At 53.1% G+C, this 17,541-nt stretch carries 15 protein-coding genes; 8 read left to right on the top strand and 7 right to left on the bottom strand.

Going from position 1 to position 17,541, the window contains the following annotated elements; all coding sequences use genetic code 11:
• Positions 1-149: 149 nt before the first annotated feature.
• The 4 genes from WA318_RS20025 to WA318_RS20010 form a co-directional block, all read right to left on the bottom strand.
• Positions 150-710 (bottom strand): YcjF family protein, encoded by a 561-nt coding sequence (locus WA318_RS20025; RefSeq protein WP_114098104.1) that lies wholly within the window; start codon positions 708-710, stop codon positions 150-152.
• A gap of 104 nt (positions 711-814) precedes the next feature.
• The gene (locus WA318_RS20020) at positions 815-2,158 is read right to left on the bottom strand and encodes a prohibitin family protein (RefSeq protein ID WP_114098105.1); all 1,344 of its coding nucleotides are present in this window, start codon (positions 2,156-2,158) and stop codon (positions 815-817) included.
• Between the two features lie 46 nt (positions 2,159-2,204).
• On the bottom strand, positions 2,205-2,402 hold the full coding sequence (locus tag WA318_RS20015) for a hypothetical protein (RefSeq protein WP_114098106.1): 198 nt from the start codon (positions 2,400-2,402) through the stop codon (positions 2,205-2,207).
• Between the two features lie 42 nt (positions 2,403-2,444).
• Positions 2,445-2,951, bottom strand: coding sequence for a YcjF family protein (locus WA318_RS20010; protein ID WP_181850240.1), 507 nt, complete (start codon positions 2,949-2,951; stop codon positions 2,445-2,447).
• A gap of 190 nt (positions 2,952-3,141) precedes the next feature.
• Between WA318_RS20010 and WA318_RS20005 the strand changes: the two genes are divergently transcribed.
• The 4 genes from WA318_RS20005 to WA318_RS19990 all read left to right on the top strand — a co-directional run bounded on the left by WA318_RS20005 (position 3,142) and on the right by WA318_RS19990 (position 7,629).
• Positions 3,142-3,900, top strand: coding sequence for a hypothetical protein (locus WA318_RS20005; protein ID WP_336083973.1), 759 nt, complete (start codon positions 3,142-3,144; stop codon positions 3,898-3,900).
• Entirely contained in the window at positions 3,897-5,915 is a 2,019-nt protein-coding gene (locus WA318_RS20000; protein WP_336083971.1) for an MFS transporter, read from the top strand. Before WA318_RS20005 ends, WA318_RS20000 begins: the two co-directional genes overlap by 4 nt.
• A 74-nt stretch (positions 5,916-5,989) precedes the next feature.
• The gene (locus WA318_RS19995) at positions 5,990-6,955 is read left to right on the top strand and encodes an ABC transporter substrate-binding protein (RefSeq protein WP_336083969.1); all 966 of its coding nucleotides are present in this window, start codon (positions 5,990-5,992) and stop codon (positions 6,953-6,955) included.
• On the top strand, positions 6,952-7,629 hold the full coding sequence (locus tag WA318_RS19990; protein ID WP_336083967.1) for a GNAT family N-acetyltransferase: 678 nt from the start codon (positions 6,952-6,954) through the stop codon (positions 7,627-7,629). The genes WA318_RS19995 and WA318_RS19990 overlap by 4 nt, the downstream gene beginning before the upstream one ends.
• Positions 7,630-7,641: 12 nt before the next feature.
• Here the strand turns inward: WA318_RS19990 and WA318_RS19985 are convergent, their stop codons facing one another.
• Positions 7,642-8,892: a TAXI family TRAP transporter solute-binding subunit gene (locus WA318_RS19985; RefSeq protein WP_336083965.1), complete on the bottom strand. Its 1,251-nt coding sequence runs from the start codon at positions 8,890-8,892 to the stop codon at positions 7,642-7,644.
• A 279-nt stretch (positions 8,893-9,171) separates the two neighbouring features.
• Here WA318_RS19985 and WA318_RS19980 point away from each other — a divergent pair, with 279 nt between their 5' ends.
• The 3 genes from WA318_RS19980 (at position 9,172) to WA318_RS19970 (ending at position 13,671) form a co-directional block, all read left to right on the top strand.
• On the top strand, positions 9,172-10,245 hold the full coding sequence (locus tag WA318_RS19980; RefSeq protein ID WP_336083963.1) for a pyridoxal-phosphate dependent enzyme: 1,074 nt from the start codon (positions 9,172-9,174) through the stop codon (positions 10,243-10,245).
• Between the two features lie 105 nt (positions 10,246-10,350).
• The gene (locus WA318_RS19975; RefSeq protein ID WP_114098114.1) at positions 10,351-12,003 is read left to right on the top strand and encodes a cyclic peptide export ABC transporter; all 1,653 of its coding nucleotides are present in this window, start codon (positions 10,351-10,353) and stop codon (positions 12,001-12,003) included.
• A 3-nt stretch (positions 12,004-12,006) separates the two neighbouring features.
• Entirely contained in the window at positions 12,007-13,671 is a 1,665-nt protein-coding gene (locus WA318_RS19970; protein WP_336083960.1) for a cyclic peptide export ABC transporter, read from the top strand.
• An 83-nt stretch (positions 13,672-13,754) separates the two neighbouring features.
• On the opposite strand, the gene yghX is transcribed toward WA318_RS19970, so the two are convergent.
• Positions 13,755-14,645 (bottom strand): YghX family hydrolase, encoded by an 891-nt coding sequence (gene yghX, locus WA318_RS19965; RefSeq protein WP_336083958.1) that lies wholly within the window; start codon positions 14,643-14,645, stop codon positions 13,755-13,757.
• A gap of 240 nt (positions 14,646-14,885) precedes the next feature.
• Positions 14,886-15,803, bottom strand: a complete 918-nt coding sequence (locus WA318_RS19960) for a LysR family transcriptional regulator (RefSeq protein WP_336083955.1) — start codon at positions 15,801-15,803, stop codon at positions 14,886-14,888.
• Positions 15,804-15,933: 130 nt separating this feature from the next.
• On the opposite strand from WA318_RS19960, the gene WA318_RS19955 reads away from it, so the two are divergent.
• Positions 15,934-17,538 carry an ABC transporter substrate-binding protein gene (locus WA318_RS19955; protein ID WP_336083953.1) on the top strand — a complete coding sequence of 535 codons (1,605 nt, stop codon included), beginning with the start codon at positions 15,934-15,936 and terminating at the stop codon, positions 17,536-17,538.
• The last annotated feature ends 3 nt before the right edge of the window (positions 17,539-17,541 follow it).

The following is a 17,541-nucleotide window of genomic DNA, read 5'->3' as shown; positions in this document are numbered from 1 at the left end:
CAAATGTTGCACGGCAGCAAGTCAAACCTGATTGTCTCAGTCAGGTTGACATGTGGTACATTCGGCAAAAGCAGGGCTCAAAAAGCAGGAATGCCCAAGACAAGTGCCTTGGGCATTCCGTTCATTCTGCATCAGAAAAGCTAGGCTTGTTATGCCTTGGCTGTCGCCGGACCACCGGTCGATTTTGCTGTTGTCTTCCCGCCCTTGACGAAATCGGATGCCTTACGCTTGCCTTCGGCAAATTCGTCTTTGAAGCGATCTTTCATTTCGTCTGCGTCGAAATCACTGACCGTACCGCCCTTGGCGAAATGCCAGGCAAAGACACGGCCAAGCGCGTAGGTGCAAGCAGCGGTGAAAGTCGGCATGGCCACAACACCAAACACGGTTCCGACGACCGGCACGCGACGGATCAGGTTCGCCGTCGCAATGCCGATGCCGGTAACCGGCAGAACCGTTGCAACAAGGGTCGCGACCGAGTTCTTGATGGCATTTTCCGAGAAGGATACCCCGTAAATGTCACAAAGTTTGGCAATCATGCGCAGCTGAATTGTGCTGCATGCGGCCATTTCAAGGAAGGGGATCGGAACAAGTGCGCCAACAGCAGCATAAACGCTGTGGCGATGAATGCAGTCGCGCGACTGTGCACGGATCTCATCCGCCTCTGCAACGGCAACGTCATCAGTCTCTTGTACGTTCTCTGCTTCTGTCATTCTCGCCTCTTGATAAGAACTGTTGATCTTTATCCCGAAATTCAATCTTCAACTCAAAAATCAGACTATCTCAACTTGGGGTTGGTCGCAACAATCAGAAAGCTTTATTGTTTCAGGTTGCTCTTGGGTTCTGGCGTTGCTGCCGGTTCATGTTGGGATGTCATGGTATCGGCATTGGGGGTGTTGCTATTTGCACTGCCACCGGCTGTTTTGTCATAGTTTGGCGAAACAGCCTTAAGCAATTCGCTCATTGTTCCCGGCGATGAGGCCTCATTCCCCGACTTTGTCTGATCTGTCTGTTGGGAGTCGGTTTGTGCGCTGGTTGCACTATTTGTGCCTTTGGATGGCTTGCCCGATGGATCGGTGGGCATTTTCAATCCCGGAGAAATCGCATTCTGTGGCGCAAGTTCCTGTGACCGTGCATTGAATTGTGTGGCGTCGGGCAGCGTATCATCATTGTCATCGACCATTTCTGCACTGGTCCGGGCAACCGGTGCGTCTGCAGTATTGAGGATAACCGGAAGGCCATCCTTGCCGCCGATGATGATGGTTTTGCTGTTTCTTGATGTTGCGAGCGACATGGTCGCTTCGATCCCGCGCAGGCGCAAATATTCCTCGGTAATTGTTTTGGCAACGATGTCCTGGAACTCGCGGATACCCTCGGCCTCGATCTTCTTGCGTTCTTTTTCTTTCTGTTCGCGTGCGATACGGAAATCATATTCAAGCATGGCCTGATACTGTTCTGCCTTGCGCTCGATCGCGTCGGCAACGCGCGGCGGCAGGGTGACAGAACGAATCAGGACATCCTCAACCGTGACCAGACGCCCGCGGAAACTTTGATTAACCAGCGACGACCCAAGTTCATTGACCATCCGTTCAAGGATTTCGGCCTGAATGAAAGCACGGGTTTCCGTGTAAAGCTGTTCCGGGGTGTAGCGCGAAATCAGTTCACGGGCATGCGACCCGATTTCAGGATAGACGAGAATTTCCGCATAGTTCGGGCCAACAAGTTTATGCAGCATACCCGCAGCTTCGCGGTTGATCCGGTAACGCACCGCGATATCGACTTCCATAGACAAGCCGTTTGACGAAATGGTGTCATAGACGCGGGCCTGATTTTGCAAGCGGGCGTCATAGACATACATTTCATCCCACGGGAAGATCATTTGAATGCCTTCACCATAGGTCCGGTCAACAACCGTTCCCCCAAGGAACCGGTACCACATGACACCGACATGGCCAGCAGGGATGGTAATGAATATTTGCGGTGCAAGGGCAATCATCGCGATGATGATAAAGAACAGGGTGATCAGAATTCTGGTCTGAAAACGCTGAACCAGACGCCGCAGCCAGGACACCAGCCGATGACCAAAGCCACGCTGTTCCGTGGCGCTTTGCGCAGGATTGCCCTGAGGCCCGCTATTTGGCGCTGTCGTGCTTTCAGCCATTCATCATCTCGTCTTCAGGTGTCGTTCGGAAAATGGTGTTTGCACGTCAGTAATCGTCCAAGTTGTTCATTTTTTCGCGGACATCACGGGACGGGCGCGCGATGAGCTGCACGAGAAAATCACCGATCGGAGTAATGATCAGGGCCACAATAAAATGGCCAAGGAAGCCAAACGATGTCCGGCGGCCAAGCAAGCCGCAAATCACTGCGGCCAGGATATAAAGTATAGCAATTACCAGATGCATGGATCGTGGCCCTGTAAGTAGCATACGTTAAATTCGCGCATCTCAGACAGCCTGTGCCTTGTTGCCGAACTTGAAACCTTCTTTGAACTTTTCCTTGAAGTATGGTTCAGCCGCTTTGGGATCAAAGTTGCTCATTGTGCCGCCTGCTTCGTAATGCTGCTGAAAGACCTTGCCCAGCGCATAAGTGAAGGCTGCATTGAAGCCGGGCATGGTCAGAATGCTCAGCGCAGAGCCGACCACAGGAAGCGCCTTGGCGACATTGGAAAACAGCCCCGTCGCCAACAGGGATTTACCCAAAACACTGCTGGTGAGGCTGGCAACGAAACTGGCGATCACCGATTTGCCGCTGTTTTCGGTAAAGGGCACCTCGTGAATGCTGCTAAGCTCGGCCAGCATTTTCAACTGTACGGCGACGATCGCAGCAGAATCCAGTACGGGTATCGGGATCAGTCCGGTACCAGCTGCCCAAAGTGTGTTTTTCCGGATTATGGCATCGGACCTGCGGTGAAGCTTTTTGCGTCTAAGCAGTTCAAGGCGTTCACTGTCCATATTGCCCCCCAGTTTCATTCCTCGTGAAACCATAAACACTAAATATAGACACTGCAATTTGTTTCAGAGGGTTAGAAGCCATTCGACGCTGTTACATTGGTAATCAACGATATAATATCCATGCGGGAAATATGTTATGAACGGGTGATGCTTTGCATTATTCGATCAGGATGCACTTGGGGGAAATCACTTGAGCTTAACGGCCAAAATAGCATTGGCGATCATTTTGATCTTTGTCGCAGCACTCGGCATGACGACGATGCTCAACTATATGCGGTTTGAACAGACGCTTCGAACCGTCCTTACCCAGCGCATCAATGTGATCGCCAATGAAACCGCTCAGGATCTCAGGGCTGCTATTGATATCGGGTTGCGCCTTGAGAACATGGAAAACCTTGATGGCATCCTGATGCGCCGTCTGGGCATGTCTGACGAGATTGCCGAAATGTCGGTACGTGATTGCACGGGAAATCTGATTTCGGGTGAATTATCCAAGCAGGGCGCGACCGTTTCCACAATGCCGGTTCAGACCGGTGGTATCCAGTTCAATGATGCGATCGCATTGCTTGATACGAAGCTCGAAGACAGTCTTGGCAAATGTGCCGGCAGCCTTCGCCTGACGGCCGATCTGTCGGTGATGAACGGGCGCCTTGAAAGCGCATTGGCTGAAATGATGAAGTCAGCCGGGATCGGCATGGTCGCGGTTCTTCCCATCCTTTGTCTGTTGCTATGGCTGATGAACCGGCGGCATCGGGTCTTTGTCAGTCTGAATAACGATGTCAAACGCGCCATTCTTGGTCAGAACTCCACGGATGATTTCCATGATCGGGACCTGTTGACGGAAAGCGAAATCGAAATGGTCGCGCTGTATCGCGATATCCGTAAAAACCTGCGCGATGGCACGTCATCAGATGCTCCGTCACCGACCAATAACGAGAAGCCGCAATGACCCATCCCGATAAGCAGACTCTGTTAACAGATCAGACCCAGTCCGGCGTGCCACGTGGGCGTATGTTGCCCAAGGGGACGGTCTGGATTTTGTCATTGTTCAGCATCCTGATGCTGTGCGTTGCACTGATCGGTATTTCCTGGCGGGCTGCGGAACTTGCACGCAGTGACCTGCAACTCGAAATCAGTCAGAAGGCCGAGATCGAGGCCGAAACACTGGCAGGCAAGATCAATCGCGCGATCAATCTGGGTATTCCACTCGCGGAAATTGTCGGCTTCTCTGATGTTCTTGTTCAGTTAAAGCAAGCAGACCCGGATTTGCGATTTGCAGCTGTTGTCCATGATGGCGATCTTCTTCATACGGGCGGCCTCGGCAAAGGTGCCTTGGAAAGTGCGCTTGCCGATCAGCATGACGGGCTGAGCAACGATTACATCATCACCCAAATCAGTCTTCCTCACGAGATCGATAATACCGACGATATTGAAATTGTAATCGGGCATGACCGGGCCGCACTGATGCGGCCCCTGACGGATAATCTTTTTGATATTGCGGTGATCCTGATCATTTCGCTTGCCCTGTCGTTTGAGCTGGTCCTTCTGGTTTTGACGGTGAATGTCGCCTTGCCGGTGCGTGTGGCGCAGCGGGTTTTGACCAGTGTTCGCGAAAAGCAGTTCACGCTTCTGCACGGGCAATCGTCGCGGGACGAAATCGGCAAGTTCATGGAAAACATCAATGCCGTCGTCACCCAGACGGCAAGGAAGCGCGGAACAACCCCGCGGTCCGAACGCGAGGTCAAGCTGATCGGTGTCAGGTTGCTGGCATTCCTGTTTGTTCTGGCCGAGGAACTTGCACGTCCGATCATGCCAACCTTCTTTGGCAAGGTGACGTCGAGCATGGCCGATGGAAATATGGCGGCCGGTATCATCATGGCGGTTCACTTGCTGATGGTGGCGATTGCCATGCCGGTTTGCAGCCTGTTTCAGGAACGTGTCGGATCGCTTCGTATGTATCTCACGGGGGCGTTTCTGGCGACGATTGGTCTTTGTGGAACGGCTTTTGCCACCGGCATGTGGGATTTGCTGATCTGGCGGGCATTTTCGGGTATCGGCTATGCCACGACGTTTGTCGCCTGCCAGGCCTATGTGATTGATGCAACAACCGAGCGCAATCGTACCCAGGGTACAGCAATGATGGTTAGCGGGATCATGCTTGCAGATATTTGCGGGCCGGCAATCGGCGGGATTTTCGCGGGGCATTTTGGCGAGGCAACAACATTCATTGCCGGTGCCGTTGTCGCAAGTCTTGCTGTATTTCTGGCCTTTTTCCTTCTTGATACGCATGTGCGCGGGCAAACACCGCTCCCCGTTCCGACACGTAAAGCCATGAAGGCATTATTGGCAAACCGGCAGTTCCAGGTGCTTATCCTGTTTGCTGCCGTTCCTGCCAAAATGATCCTTAGTGGATTTTTATTCTACCTGACCCCGCTGATCCTGATCGAACAGGGGGCAACAATCGCTGAGACCGGCCGGGTGATCATGCTCTATGGTCTTGTCGCATTGCTGACGGGATGGAGTGTCGCGCGCTGGACGGATAGCAAACAGCGCGAAACCCGGGCGGTCGGAATTGGTGGTGGATTGACAGCACTTGGTCTTCTTCTGGCGGGTTTCATGCCGCTTTACGGTGTGTTTGCGGTGGCCGTCGGATTGCTGGGACTGGCACAGGCGACGTCAATTCCGGCTCAGGTTTCGGCAAGTTTGAAGATCAGCCGCGACTTTACCGAAGAACATGGTACGGGGGCTGTGCTTGCGGTGTTGCGGTTGGCTGAACGTCTGGGTGGGGCGACAGGACCATTGCTTGCTGCGGGACTTGCCTTGTGGCTTGGAACGATTGGTGCCGTGACTGTTTTTGGCGTCATAGCACTTGTTTCGGTTTTGTGTTTCGAATTGTTGATCGGGCATGTTGACGCAAGCCCCAAGAAACAGACCGAACCGCTAGAAGAAGGGGCGTCATCGTGAAACACATTCAGTTTACGCGAAATGCTGCCCGGTCTTTGAGCAGTATTGTCTTGTTTTTGTTGTGCCTTGTCGCCGTGAACTTTTTTAGTGCTCAGGCAGTCCAGGCCAAGGGCGAGAAAGACGATCCCCTGAGAATTGCGATGATCCTTTGGCGCGGAGAGACCCGGGTCGAGGAAGGATTCCGTGCCTATTTCAAGGACCGCGACATTGCGATTGATCTGCAAATTCATGATATTGCCCGCGATCTTGACAAGATACCTGCGATCATCGAGCAAATTCGCAAAGACCCGCCTGATCTGGTTTACACGTGGGGAACTGGCGTAACCTCGCGGGTGGTTGGAAAATATAATGACTTTGATCCGGCCAAGAACATCACCAAGCTTCCGGTGGTTTTCGTCATGGTGTCTGCACCCTGGAAAACAGGCATTGCTGCGCCACGCGGCCAATGGCGCCCCAACGTCACCGGGGCAGCACATATCGCCCCGCTATCGGCGCAAATTCAGGCCATTCGCGCCTATCGTCCGATGACGAAGCTTGGCGTGGTTTACAATGCCGAGGAAGACAATTCCCTGTCCAATATCAGCGATCTTAAGGCGCTTGGCGAAGAAATGGGGTTCGAAGTCCTTGAAGCACCGTTGGGCCAGAATGCAAAACCCAAACCCGAAGACATTGCCCCGGCGGTCAAAATGCTGGCGGAAAATGGGGCTGATTTCCTTTATATCGGGCCGGATAACTTCATCGGGACGTATCGTGATGAACTGACCGAGGCAGGATTTGTCAATGGTCTTGCAGCCTTTAGTGCCACCGAACTTGAAGTCCGTGACGGTCAGGCGATGCTGGGGCTGGTCAGTCGATATGAGCTTGTCGGGCGACTGGCCGCCAGCAAGGTTGAAGACATTCTGGTCAACCAGATTTCGCCTGCCGATATACCGGTTGAAACGCTTGATCGGTTTTCCTATCTGATCAGGCTTTCATCGGCACGCAGGCTTTCGCTTTATCCGCCTTTGTTGCTTCTTGATTATGCGGAAATCATCGAATGACGGCGGTCATCAGGCGACTGGATGAAACGCATCTTGATGCGGTGATAGCACTTCATCATGACGTTATTGCCGATATGCCTGCCGGAACGGTTGCAAGCGAAACAGACGCATTTTTCCAGTCCCATATGAACGATTGCGGTCAGATTTTTGGTGCTTTGTCGGATGGTGACCTGATTGCCTATAGTGTATTGGGGCTGCCGCGTATTGAAGATCCGAATTTCGGGATTGATCATCACTTGTCAGCCGGGGACTTGCAACAGGTCGCCCATATTGACGGGGTCGCCGTTCGCAAGGACCATCGCGGATCAAAGTGGCAGCAACGCATGGTGATACACCGGCTTGAAGCCGCGCGGGCATGCGGCCGGGTCATTGCGCTGAGTACCGCGGCACCCGGAAATGTGCCAAGTGTGATTAACCTTCTGGCCGCCGGAATGCGGATTTGCGGGGTGAAGGAAAAATTTGGCGGTGTGCGATATTTGTTTCGATGTGACCTGACGGGCGATAAACCGGCAAAGTTACAGGAAACACTCCACATGGATGACTGGTCACCGGTTTCAGATGTCATATCTGGCAAGAACATGATCGCAGATGGAATGGTTGGTGCTGGGTATCGTCAAGGGCAGGCCGGGCATAATGGTCCGGATATTGGTTGGATGCGCAGAGAGCGGGCTTGATCCGTTCCGACCCTATTGCATTGTCCGGCGATAAGCTGGCTGGTTGCTGCCATTAACAGCAACCGGTTGCTGATAATGCGATTGCCAGTCACAGGCATGCGGATCGGTTTCCCAATAGCATGCTGCACCTTTGTGGAAGGTTAGAAAGTTACCCTTTTTAAAGAGATCGTCGCCATTCACACTGCGGAAGGTCGGGTTCTCGGCCTTAAGCTGTTCAATATTTTCGTGGATGATGCGGGTGATCCAGTAAACCACATAAGGGTCGGCTGGTTCATAGGCGATCAGCGATGCCTTGAACCCGTAAGATTCAATATCGGCTTCCTGTCCGGCATAGGTGCGCGCAGGAAGAACCTGATTGAAGAAATAATTGTTGGCTTCGACCAGTTTCTGGGTCAAAGGGCCACCCATGCCGACAACTTCGGCGTCGCAATCAAGGCTTTCCTCAATCAGGGATGCCGGGTGACCGATCCACAACCCATAGGCATCGATATAATTCTCGCAGATGCCAAGCCGGTTGTAGTCCTGTGCAACATTATAGACGGTTTCGAGGTCGTCTTGCGCAATGCCATATTGCTTGAGAAGTTCCAGCCACAACTCACGGGTTGCGGATCCTTCCGGCCCGATATTGATGCGCTTGCCCTTAAGGTCGGCGACACTGTGGATACCTGAATCTTTTCGGACAACCAGCAATCCCATTTCATCATGGAGCGACATAACCGATTGCGCACCGGGGATCGGATTGATGTCCTTGAAGGCTTCCCAGTTATTATTGGACTGCACCAGTGCCAGTTGGACGCGGCCTTCCTTCATCAGGCGGATATTGCTGCCCACACCTTGCGAGCGCAACGGAACACAATGAATTCGATGCCGCTTGTAAGTACGTTTCATCATGTCACAGATGGTAGCGGCTACCTGAAAATAGACGCCATTGGTACTGCCGCTATAGATCGCTGCGTAATAGGATTTTTCACGTGACCCATTTCCGGTGATTTCCGCGTTATTGCTGAAATTGGCAAAGCCATCTTCCACCAGCGAATTCCGTCGATACTGTGACAAGGGAATAGCGTCGGGCTTATAAACATAACCATCGACGATATCCTGCGGTAACGCGACATTCGCCGGGCTATCGTCAAAATTGTCGATATCAAGTTGATCCCCATCATAAGCCTCTATGGCCTCAGTCGATGACAGGGACTGTGTGTTTTCCATATTCGAGGGATTGGGGGCTTGCGCGATGGCGGGCCTTCCGGCAAGCGTGGCCAACAACGTCCCGAGAACGAAACATCCAGTGAGCGATGCAGATCGACGGGCGGAGCTTTGCAAGTTGATAACGTCCGAAAGCAGTTTGCGCGATAGTGGGTAGTCTAAAGGATTTGACACACGCCCGTCGAGATTCAATATCGCTTAAACATACGTTTCTCAGATAGTTGCGTCTTTTTGCAGTATGCCTCGCCACCTAAACCAATCATTATGCGCAGGTTGATCGGCGGGGTGACCTGCCCCTACCATAGAGATGCCGTTGTCGGCCGTCAGGAGTAAAGCATGAGCCCAAAGGACACCTTCGAACCGACAGGGGCAGAAATCGCTCAGGCATTTTCCCTGATTTCGTCCTGGCCGGAATATGGTGAAAGCCCGCTCATCTGTGCACAGGGGCTGGCAAAGGAACTGGGCGTGCGCACCATCTGGATCAAGGACGAAAGCAAACGCTTCGGGCTGGGCGGGGTCAAGGCACTGGGGGCGCCCTATGGCCTTAAGAAACAGCTTTTGCAACAGGGGCTGGAACCGGGTAGTGCCGCGTGCAACGCATTTATCGCTGTGGCGGCAACCGACGGCAATCACGGTCTTGCAGTTGTCTGGGCGGCAAGAAAGTTTAACTGCCGGGCCAGGATTTTTGTCGGGCAGGATGTCGATCCGGCCCGCATGCGCAGGATTGTTGATTGTGGTGGTGAACTTGTCACCATCAACGGAACCTATGATGATGCCGTGCTTGCCGCCGAGGAATATGCCAGGGCCGATCATGTTTTGCTGATCACGGATACCGATTATCACGGTGATCTTGTGGTGACCCGCGATATCATGGCGGGCTATGCCGTTCTGGGTGTCGAATGTGCCCGTCAGTTACGTGCTTTTGGTGCGGATATCGACAAGTTCTATTTGCAATGTGGTGTGGGTGGCATGGCGGCCGGCTGTGCGATTGGCTTTTGGCATGAAAGTGGCACCAAGCCACAAGTCTGTAGCGTCGAGCCGGAGACAGCTGCCTGTGTTAAGGCAAGTATTGAAAATGGTCGGCCAACGCGCGTGCCGGGAAAGTTGCTGACACGCATGGTCGGGCTTTCTTGCGGATATCCCAGCCTGCCGGCTTTGAGAATTCTTGAAGATGTCTGTTTTGACAGCATCGCGATTGACGATGCCTGCGCCAAGGAAGCGCAAGACGCGCTTATGTCGGGTATCGGGGGTGATGATCCTGTGGATACCTGGGATACCGGTATTTCAGGCCTCGCGGGGCTTTGGCATGTGGCGCGCGATCCGGAACTTCGTCGCAAACACGGGCTTGATGCCGATAGTCGTATTCTGGTGGTAAATAGCGAAGGCCGAATACCGCCCGAATATCTTTAGGTCACCGTGTGTTCATAAAAGTGAAGCGTCGCTGGACACATTTCATACCGGTGGTTACAGTTGAAACGGTCGACAATCGGTCGGTTCTTGGGGGCTGTTAAATCAATGAAGTTGCTGGAATTGTTATCTTTGGAAGATAACAAACTAAAGCTCCGGCTTGCCGTATCCGGGCTGCTTTCCGGATTGGGAAGTGCAGCCCTTCTGGGGCTGGTAAATACCGCCGCCCAAGAAATCAGTGACAATGGTCTGGATCGTGTCAACTGGGTGTTGGCAGGCAGTTTTGTCGCCATCACACTCATTTATTTCTTTGCCGAGGTTTTCCTTCTGAGCAACATCGCGCGCCAGATCGAACAGGGCATTGACCGCATTCGTCAAAGATTGTTCACCCAGATCGCCATGGCCGACTTCGTCAAGCTTGAGGCAATCGGGCAGGAACGACTGTTCAAGAATATCACCCAAAGCACACAGGTCATTTCGCAAAACGCGCATCTGATCGGCATGTGTTTCCGCAGTGTGATGTTGCTGATTGCGGTGATGATCTATGTGTTCTGGATTTCAAGTCTGGCCTTTTTCCTGATCATTGGTGTGATCGGGATTGGGATCGTCATTTATTTGCGGATGGGGCGTGCGCTTGGTGAATGGTTTGGCAAGCTGCTGCAGGTCGAAGCCGAGATGTTTGAAAAGATTGCCGATCTGTTCCGGGGCATCAAGGAAGTCCGGATGTGGTCAAAGCGCAGTGACAGGCTTTACGCAGCATTTGATGCTTCTTCGACGAAAAAGGCAGAATATGGTCACAAGGCCCATGACCTGATCTCGCGTCAGATGATCATGGGGATGTCGGCATTTTACATTCTGCTGGCCATTGTTGTTTTCATTGTCCCGGTTTATTCCAGCAGTTTGACCTCTGATATTCCCAAAATCAGTGTTGCGATCCTGTTCATGATCGGCCCGATTTCGGTGATGGTTCAGTCGATGTCGGTTTTTAGCCAGATCGAAGGTTCTGCATCGCGGATGCTGGCATTGTCCGATGATCTGGCCGAGATCCGTGAAGAGGCCGACGAAGAAAACGCCAAGGAACTTCCCGCGGAATTCGGGCATATCGACTTCGAAGCTGTGACATTCACCTATCCCAACCGCGACCCGCGACACGGGTTTGTCCTTGGGCCGATTGATCTTTCGGTCAAATCCGGCGAACTTTTGTTTGTGACCGGCGGGAACGGTTCGGGGAAATCGACCCTGGTCAAACTTCTGACCGGTCTTTATCGTCCGGAAAGCGGGAAAATCAGTATCGACAAGACCCAGCTTGGTGTGCACAGCATTGCGCCGTACCGCAATTTGATTGCGACGGTGTTCTCCGACTTCCATCTTTTTGCTGAATTGCACGGCGTTGATACGCTTGATACGGACGAGGCAAATTTCTGGCTTGAACGGTTTGAAATTTCGCATGTTACAGCAATCCGTGAGGGCCGGTTTGTAACAACGGCCCTGTCATCGGGGCAGCGTAAACGTCTTGGCCTGATTTCGGCCATTCTGGAAAAACGGCCGATCCTGGTTCTGGATGAATGGGCCGCCGATCAGGACCCGTATTTCCGCAAAAAGTTCTATACAGAAATCCTGCCGGATCTGAAAAAGCGCGGCATCACGGTAATTGCTGTGACCCATGACGATCACTATTTCGAAATGGCAGACAGAAGACTTCATCTCGAAAACGGCAAGCTTTCTGAAGTCACCCTTGATGATCCGCGCGGGAGGATCTGAGCCATGTTGATGTTCCGTCTGCTCAAATCTCGTGTCGGTCTGAACCTTCGGACTGTTTTTGCACTTTCATCCATGTCGGCGATTGCCACGACACTTGTGCTGGTGGTGGTCAATCTGGCCTCGGATCAGGCGCAGGAACATAAGGTCAATCTACAACTGTTGCTGATGATGGTTGTGTCGCTGGGCGGCTATATGTGGGCACAGCACAAGTCCGATGTGATGGTTTCAGACGAAGTCGAAGCCATGCTGCACGAATATCGTGTCAGGCTGTTTGATCAGGTGCGAAAAGCCGGCCCCGATGTTCTGGCAAAGGTCGGGCAGGGATCGGTTCATGCCGCCATCACGTCGGAAATGCAGACGATCTCTAACAGCTTGCCGATTATGCTTAACGGTGCACAGCAGATTGTGCTGGTCGTTTGTGTCGGGCTGTATCTGGCATGGTTGTCGATCTTTGCCTTTGTCATGCTGGCGGTGCTTGTTGTTCTGGCAGGCTTTATCCATGTGCATCGCATCAACCGGGTCAATGCTGCGACCCGTGCGTCCGAAGACGACGAAGCCAAACTGTTTGACGGCCTGAATGATCTGCTTGCCGGGTTCAAGGAAGTCAAAATGAATACCCGGCGCAGGAATGCGCTCGTCGAACAGCTTGGGGAACGCTCGAAACGGGCGTGTAGCGCAAAGGCGCTGTCCAAGGCGCAATGGTCGCGCGAAAGCGCCAGCATTCAGCTGGCCTTCTACGCGATGATGGCGGCCATGGTGTTTATCGTTCCGATCTTTACCTCGGATTATCATGATGTTGCTGTGCAGGTCACAACCGCGACCATGTTCCTGATCGGGCCAATCGGCACCGTAATCATGACATTCCCAAGTTTTAATAATGCGGAAACATCGCTTGGCCGGATTGTTGAACTTGAAAACAATCTGTCGGGGGTCATTGATGCGCAAGAAGCGGAAATGCGCGATAAATCAGGATCAATGCCGCAGGAAAGCAGTCCGTCAGCATCGTCAGACTGGCACGAGAAGATCGATGAAATTGCCCTTGAGGATGTGCGCTTTGCCTATCGGTCTTCGACAAACGGATTTGCTGTCGGGCCACTGGACGCTGTGTTCAGGCGCGGTGAAATTACCTTTATCAGTGGCGGGAACGGGGCCGGGAAATCAACGATCATTTCCTTGCTGACCGGCCTTCGAGATGTCGATAGCGGATCGATCCGGATCAATGGCCATGCGTTACGCCCCGATGACATGCAGGCCTATCGCGACAGTTTTGCCACAGTGCTTTCGGACTATCATCTGTTTTCCGAGCTGTATGGTATTGAGAAGGTTGACGAGGAAAAGGTCAACGCGCTGCTGCGCGAAATGGAGGTTGATCACAAGGTTACCCTTGATGGCCTGTCATTCTCGACCACAGCGCTTTCGCAGGGGCAACGCAAACGTCTGGCACTGATTGCAGCACGCCTTGAAGGTAAGCCTGTTCTGGTTCTTGATGAATGGGCCGCCGATCAGGATCCGCATTTCCGCAAGGTGTTTTACGAGGAAATCCTGCCCGCCATGCGCAAGCTGGGCAAGGTCATCATTTGTGTGACCCATGATGATCGCTGGTTCCATATCGCCGATCAGGTTTGTCACGTCCGCGACGGCATCATTGATGCGGTGCGCAGCCAATAATATTCCGCGAGAGTACGTCATCCATGGCGTGAAACTGTAATCGGCCCGGACTTGAAGTCGGGCCGATTACGTATCAATGCGTGTCATGTCAGATATTTATTGAACCAGTCGATGGTGCGTTGCCAGGCCAGCTCGGCAGCATCCTTGTCGTAACGCGGCGTGGAATCATTGTGGAAACCATGATTGGCCCCGGGATAGATATAGGCCTCATAGACCTTGTTATTGGCCTTTAGTGCCTCTTCATAGGCGGGCCATCCGGCATTAATCCGTTCATCAAGCTCGCCATATTGCAACAGGATCGGGGCCTGAATGCGTGGCACGTCCTCGACCGCAGCCTGACGTCCATAAAACGGAACGGCCGCACCAAGTTCGGGATAGGCAACGGCTGCGGCATTTGCCACGCCGCCGCCATAACAAAATCCGGTAATCCCGGTTTTCTCGGTGGTGGCTTCATGCGCAGTCAGGAATTCGATCGCGGCAAAGAAATCATTCATCAGTTTGGTCGGATCGACAGTACGCTGGAGCTCGCGCCCCTTGTCATCATTGCCCGGATAACCTCCAACCGATGTCAGGCCATCCGGGGCAAGTGCAATGAAGCCCGCCTTGGCGACGCGGCGCGCGACATCTTCGATATAGGGGTTAAGGCCACGGTTTTCGTGCACCACGACAACACCGGGAACCTTGCCGGCAAGATTGGCCGGTTTGACCATATAACCACGTACTTCGCCATGACCATTGGGCGAAGGATACATGATATATTCAGCGACAATGTCGGGATCGGTAAAGTCAACCTGATGGGCCATCGCATAATTCGGGCTCATGGCATTCAGGATCGCAAGTGCGGTCATGCCCCCCACTGCATATCGACCGGCACGATCCAGAAATTCGCGGCGATCAATCATGCCATGGGCATAGAAATCATATAGCTCGAGAAGTTCAGGCGAAAAATCCTTGGCAGTCAAACGTTCCATCATGCGCTCCTGTCCTGAATGACATGGGGAATGGGGGGCTGGTGGTGACGGTATCAATGACAAGTAAGTGCAAGGCAATGCACGTCGGCGCCACCCGCTTCGCGGCACGCCAATATGTGCGAATGAGTTTCATCCAAGCCGGACTTTTCGCAAATCACAAACGTGCTACTGGCCTTGATTAAGTAAACGAGTTCACATACGGCCTGCGAATGCAGGGTGGATCACCGGGAAGGTCGGATTGGATCAGAAAATACCCTCGCGGGTGATCTGATAATCCTTGAGTGCAGTGGCAAGTTGCATGGCAAAACGTGCCGAGGCCACAGGCAGAGTACGACCACGCATCTGCCCAAGGATCAGATTTCCCGGTGGTACGTCGCGTTCCGAAATCGGCCGAAAGACCAAGGAACCATCATCAGGTACTTGAAGGCCAATCGGGATTTGGAAGCCGATGGCATTTTCATGCAGAATATAGTGGCGAATAAGTTCGAAACTTTCGGTTTCGACCACCGGGGAAACCTGTCGTGATCCGCGCCGGGCTGCAAAATCAAGGAGATGGCGTACGCCAAACCGGTGTGTCGGTGCGACATGCGGAACATCCAGACAATCCCGCAAGCGGATTTCGTCGCGTGCGGCCAGCGGATGGTCGGCGCGCATGACAACATCAACTGTTTGCGGGATGGCATGAATGACTTCGAAATCCACCAGATAGATCGGCTCGAACACAAGTGCCAGATCGCTTGAATAGCTGGCAAGTTCCTGTTCTGCCTGTGCGCGGTCCCGGACATTGACGCTAAATGTCACGCCCGGATGGGCCGCACGATAGATCGCAATCTGTTCTGGCAGAAAATAGGGCAACATTGCCTGCGAACAGGCGATTGATACGTGACCGCGCCGTTCGCCGCTAAGATCGGCGACCTGTCCCTGTACGCGCTCAAGGTCGGACGCCATGGCGCGATAGTGATGCAGCAAAAGTTCGCCTGCCGGATTAAGACGCACACCACTGGGCAGACGTTCAAAAAGTTCTGCGCCGAATTCTTCTTCAAACCCGTTGATGCGGCGGTTCAACGCTGATGCCGTCAGGTTCATATCCTCGGCTGCTTTGCGCATTGAACCCGCCCGTGCAACAGCTTCGATCAGTCGGAAGGTTTGCAAGTATCTCATATCTCAACCGTTTTCGATGGTGTTGCATTTTTTGCACCGGATTGGTGAAAACATAGCAGTTTTCGCGAACGCAAAATACTGCAAACTGACAGCAACGGATTCTAAAAAGCTGTTCATGGGGGTTTTCACGATGGTTACCAGACGTAATTTTCTAAAAGGTAGTGCTGTTCTTGCCGGTACCTTGCCTTTCGCCCGGACATTTTCCGCACTTGCTGCCGGAAGCGACACGCTGGTCGCCGTATCGTCGCAAACGGTCAACAGTCTTGATCTTCACCGCACCGGGACCAACCGTGCGTCCTATCAGATTGCGGTAAACTGCTATGACCGTCTGGTGTCGTTTGGCTCCAAACCGGCTGAAGGCGGCGGACTTTCCTATGATTATTCGACCATTGTGCCGGAACTGGCGGAAAGCTGGACCTTCTCCGAAGATGGCATGACCATCACCTTCAAGCTGAAATCCGATGCCGTATTCAATGATGGCAGCAAAGTCACCGCAGCAGACGTCAAATGGTCGTTTGACCGTGCCGTCAGTGTCGGTGGTTTCCCGACCGTTCAGATGAAGGCAGGCGGCTTTATCCGCCCGGAACAGTTCGAAGCCATCGACGATGAAACCTTTGTCGTGAAGCTTGATCAGGCATCAAAACTTGCATTGCCCGATCTGGCGGTGCCGGTGCCCTTTATCATCAATTCCAAGGTCGCCAAGGAAAATGCGACCACCGATGATCCCTGGGCAATGGAATATCTGCACACCCACACCATTGGTTCGGGCGCCTATAGCGTTACCCGTTGGGATGCCGGTCAGCAGGTTGTCTTTGAACGCAATGACAAATGGGTTGGTGGTCCGACCCCGCCGGTACGCCGCGTGATCATGCGCGAAGTTCCGTCTGCGGCAACCAGCCGTGCACTGATTGAACGTGGTGACGTTCAGGTTGCCTTTGATATTCCCGACAAGGATGCAGCCGAGCTGGCAGGGAAGGTCACCGTGCATTCAACCCCGATTGAAAACTGCATCCATGCGCTTTGCCTGAACACCAAGTTCGAACCGTTCCAGGACCCGGATGTGCGCAAGGCCATTGCCTTTGCCGTGCCCTATGAGGCGATCTTTAATGCGGCGGCATATGGACGTGGTGCCCCGCTTTGGGGGGGTGAGCCAAAAGCAACCGACATCGCATGGCCGCGCAAGTCGCCCTATGACACCGACCTTGAAAAGGCCAAGGAACATATGGCCAAGTCCGGCTTCGCCGGCGGATTTGAAACCAAGCTTTCGATTTCGACCGATCTGTCATCATGGATGGAACCCGCAGCCCTTCTTATTCAGGAAGCGGTTGGCAAGCTTGGCATCAAGGTTGAGATTGAAAAGATCCCGGGTGCCAACTGGCGTACGGCGGCACTGGTTGAAAAGCGCCTTGATTTCCATCTGGAAAACTTTGGCGGTTGGCTCAATACCCCGGACTACTATTTCTTCTGGGCCTATCAGGAAGGTCATCTGTTCAACTCGTCAAACTACTCCAATGCCGAGGTCGAACAACTGACCAATGAAACCCTGCACATGGCCATGGATGATCCGGAATATGCGCCGAAAATCATGCGCATGATCGACATCGTTCATGAAGACCTGCCGCGTATTCCGTTGTGGCAGCCAGCCCTTAACGTCGCGCTTAACGGGGCGGGTGGATATGAATTCTGGTTCCACCGGCAGCTTGATATCCGTGGCCTGACAACGGTGGAAAGCTAGGAT

It is taken from the genome of Thalassospira sp. CH_XMU1448-2 (genome assembly GCF_037027285.1).
Lineage (GTDB): Bacteria > Pseudomonadota > Alphaproteobacteria > Rhodospirillales > Thalassospiraceae > Thalassospira > Thalassospira profundimaris_C.
This window is presented reverse-complemented; position numbering and strand designations above follow the sequence as displayed.

Bases quoted from the DNA above. Each gene is read 5' to 3' on its own strand.
- WA318_RS20025 (WP_114098104.1), bottom strand. From the start codon at position 710: ATGACAGAAGCAGAGAACGTACAAGAGACTGATGACGTTGCCGTTGCA.
- WA318_RS19970 (WP_336083960.1), top strand. From the start codon at position 12,007: ATGTTGATGTTCCGTCTGCTCAAATCTCGTGTCGGTCTGAACCTTCGG.
- WA318_RS20015 (WP_114098106.1), bottom strand. From the start codon at position 2,402: ATGCATCTGGTAATTGCTATACTTTATATCCTGGCCGCAGTGATTTGC.
- WA318_RS19975 (WP_114098114.1), top strand. From the start codon at position 10,351: ATGAAGTTGCTGGAATTGTTATCTTTGGAAGATAACAAACTAAAGCTC.
- WA318_RS19980 (WP_336083963.1), top strand. From the start codon at position 9,172: ATGAGCCCAAAGGACACCTTCGAACCGACAGGGGCAGAAATCGCTCAG.
- WA318_RS20020 (WP_114098105.1), bottom strand. From the start codon at position 2,158: ATGGCTGAAAGCACGACAGCGCCAAATAGCGGGCCTCAGGGCAATCCT.
- WA318_RS19955 (WP_336083953.1), top strand. From the start codon at position 15,934: ATGGTTACCAGACGTAATTTTCTAAAAGGTAGTGCTGTTCTTGCCGGT.
- WA318_RS20000 (WP_336083971.1), top strand. From the start codon at position 3,897: ATGACCCATCCCGATAAGCAGACTCTGTTAACAGATCAGACCCAGTCC.
- yghX (WP_336083958.1), bottom strand. From the start codon at position 14,645: ATGATGGAACGTTTGACTGCCAAGGATTTTTCGCCTGAACTTCTCGAG.
- WA318_RS20010 (WP_181850240.1), bottom strand. From the start codon at position 2,951: ATGGACAGTGAACGCCTTGAACTGCTTAGACGCAAAAAGCTTCACCGC.
- WA318_RS19990 (WP_336083967.1), top strand. From the start codon at position 6,952: ATGACGGCGGTCATCAGGCGACTGGATGAAACGCATCTTGATGCGGTG.
- WA318_RS19960 (WP_336083955.1), bottom strand. From the start codon at position 15,803: ATGAGATACTTGCAAACCTTCCGACTGATCGAAGCTGTTGCACGGGCG.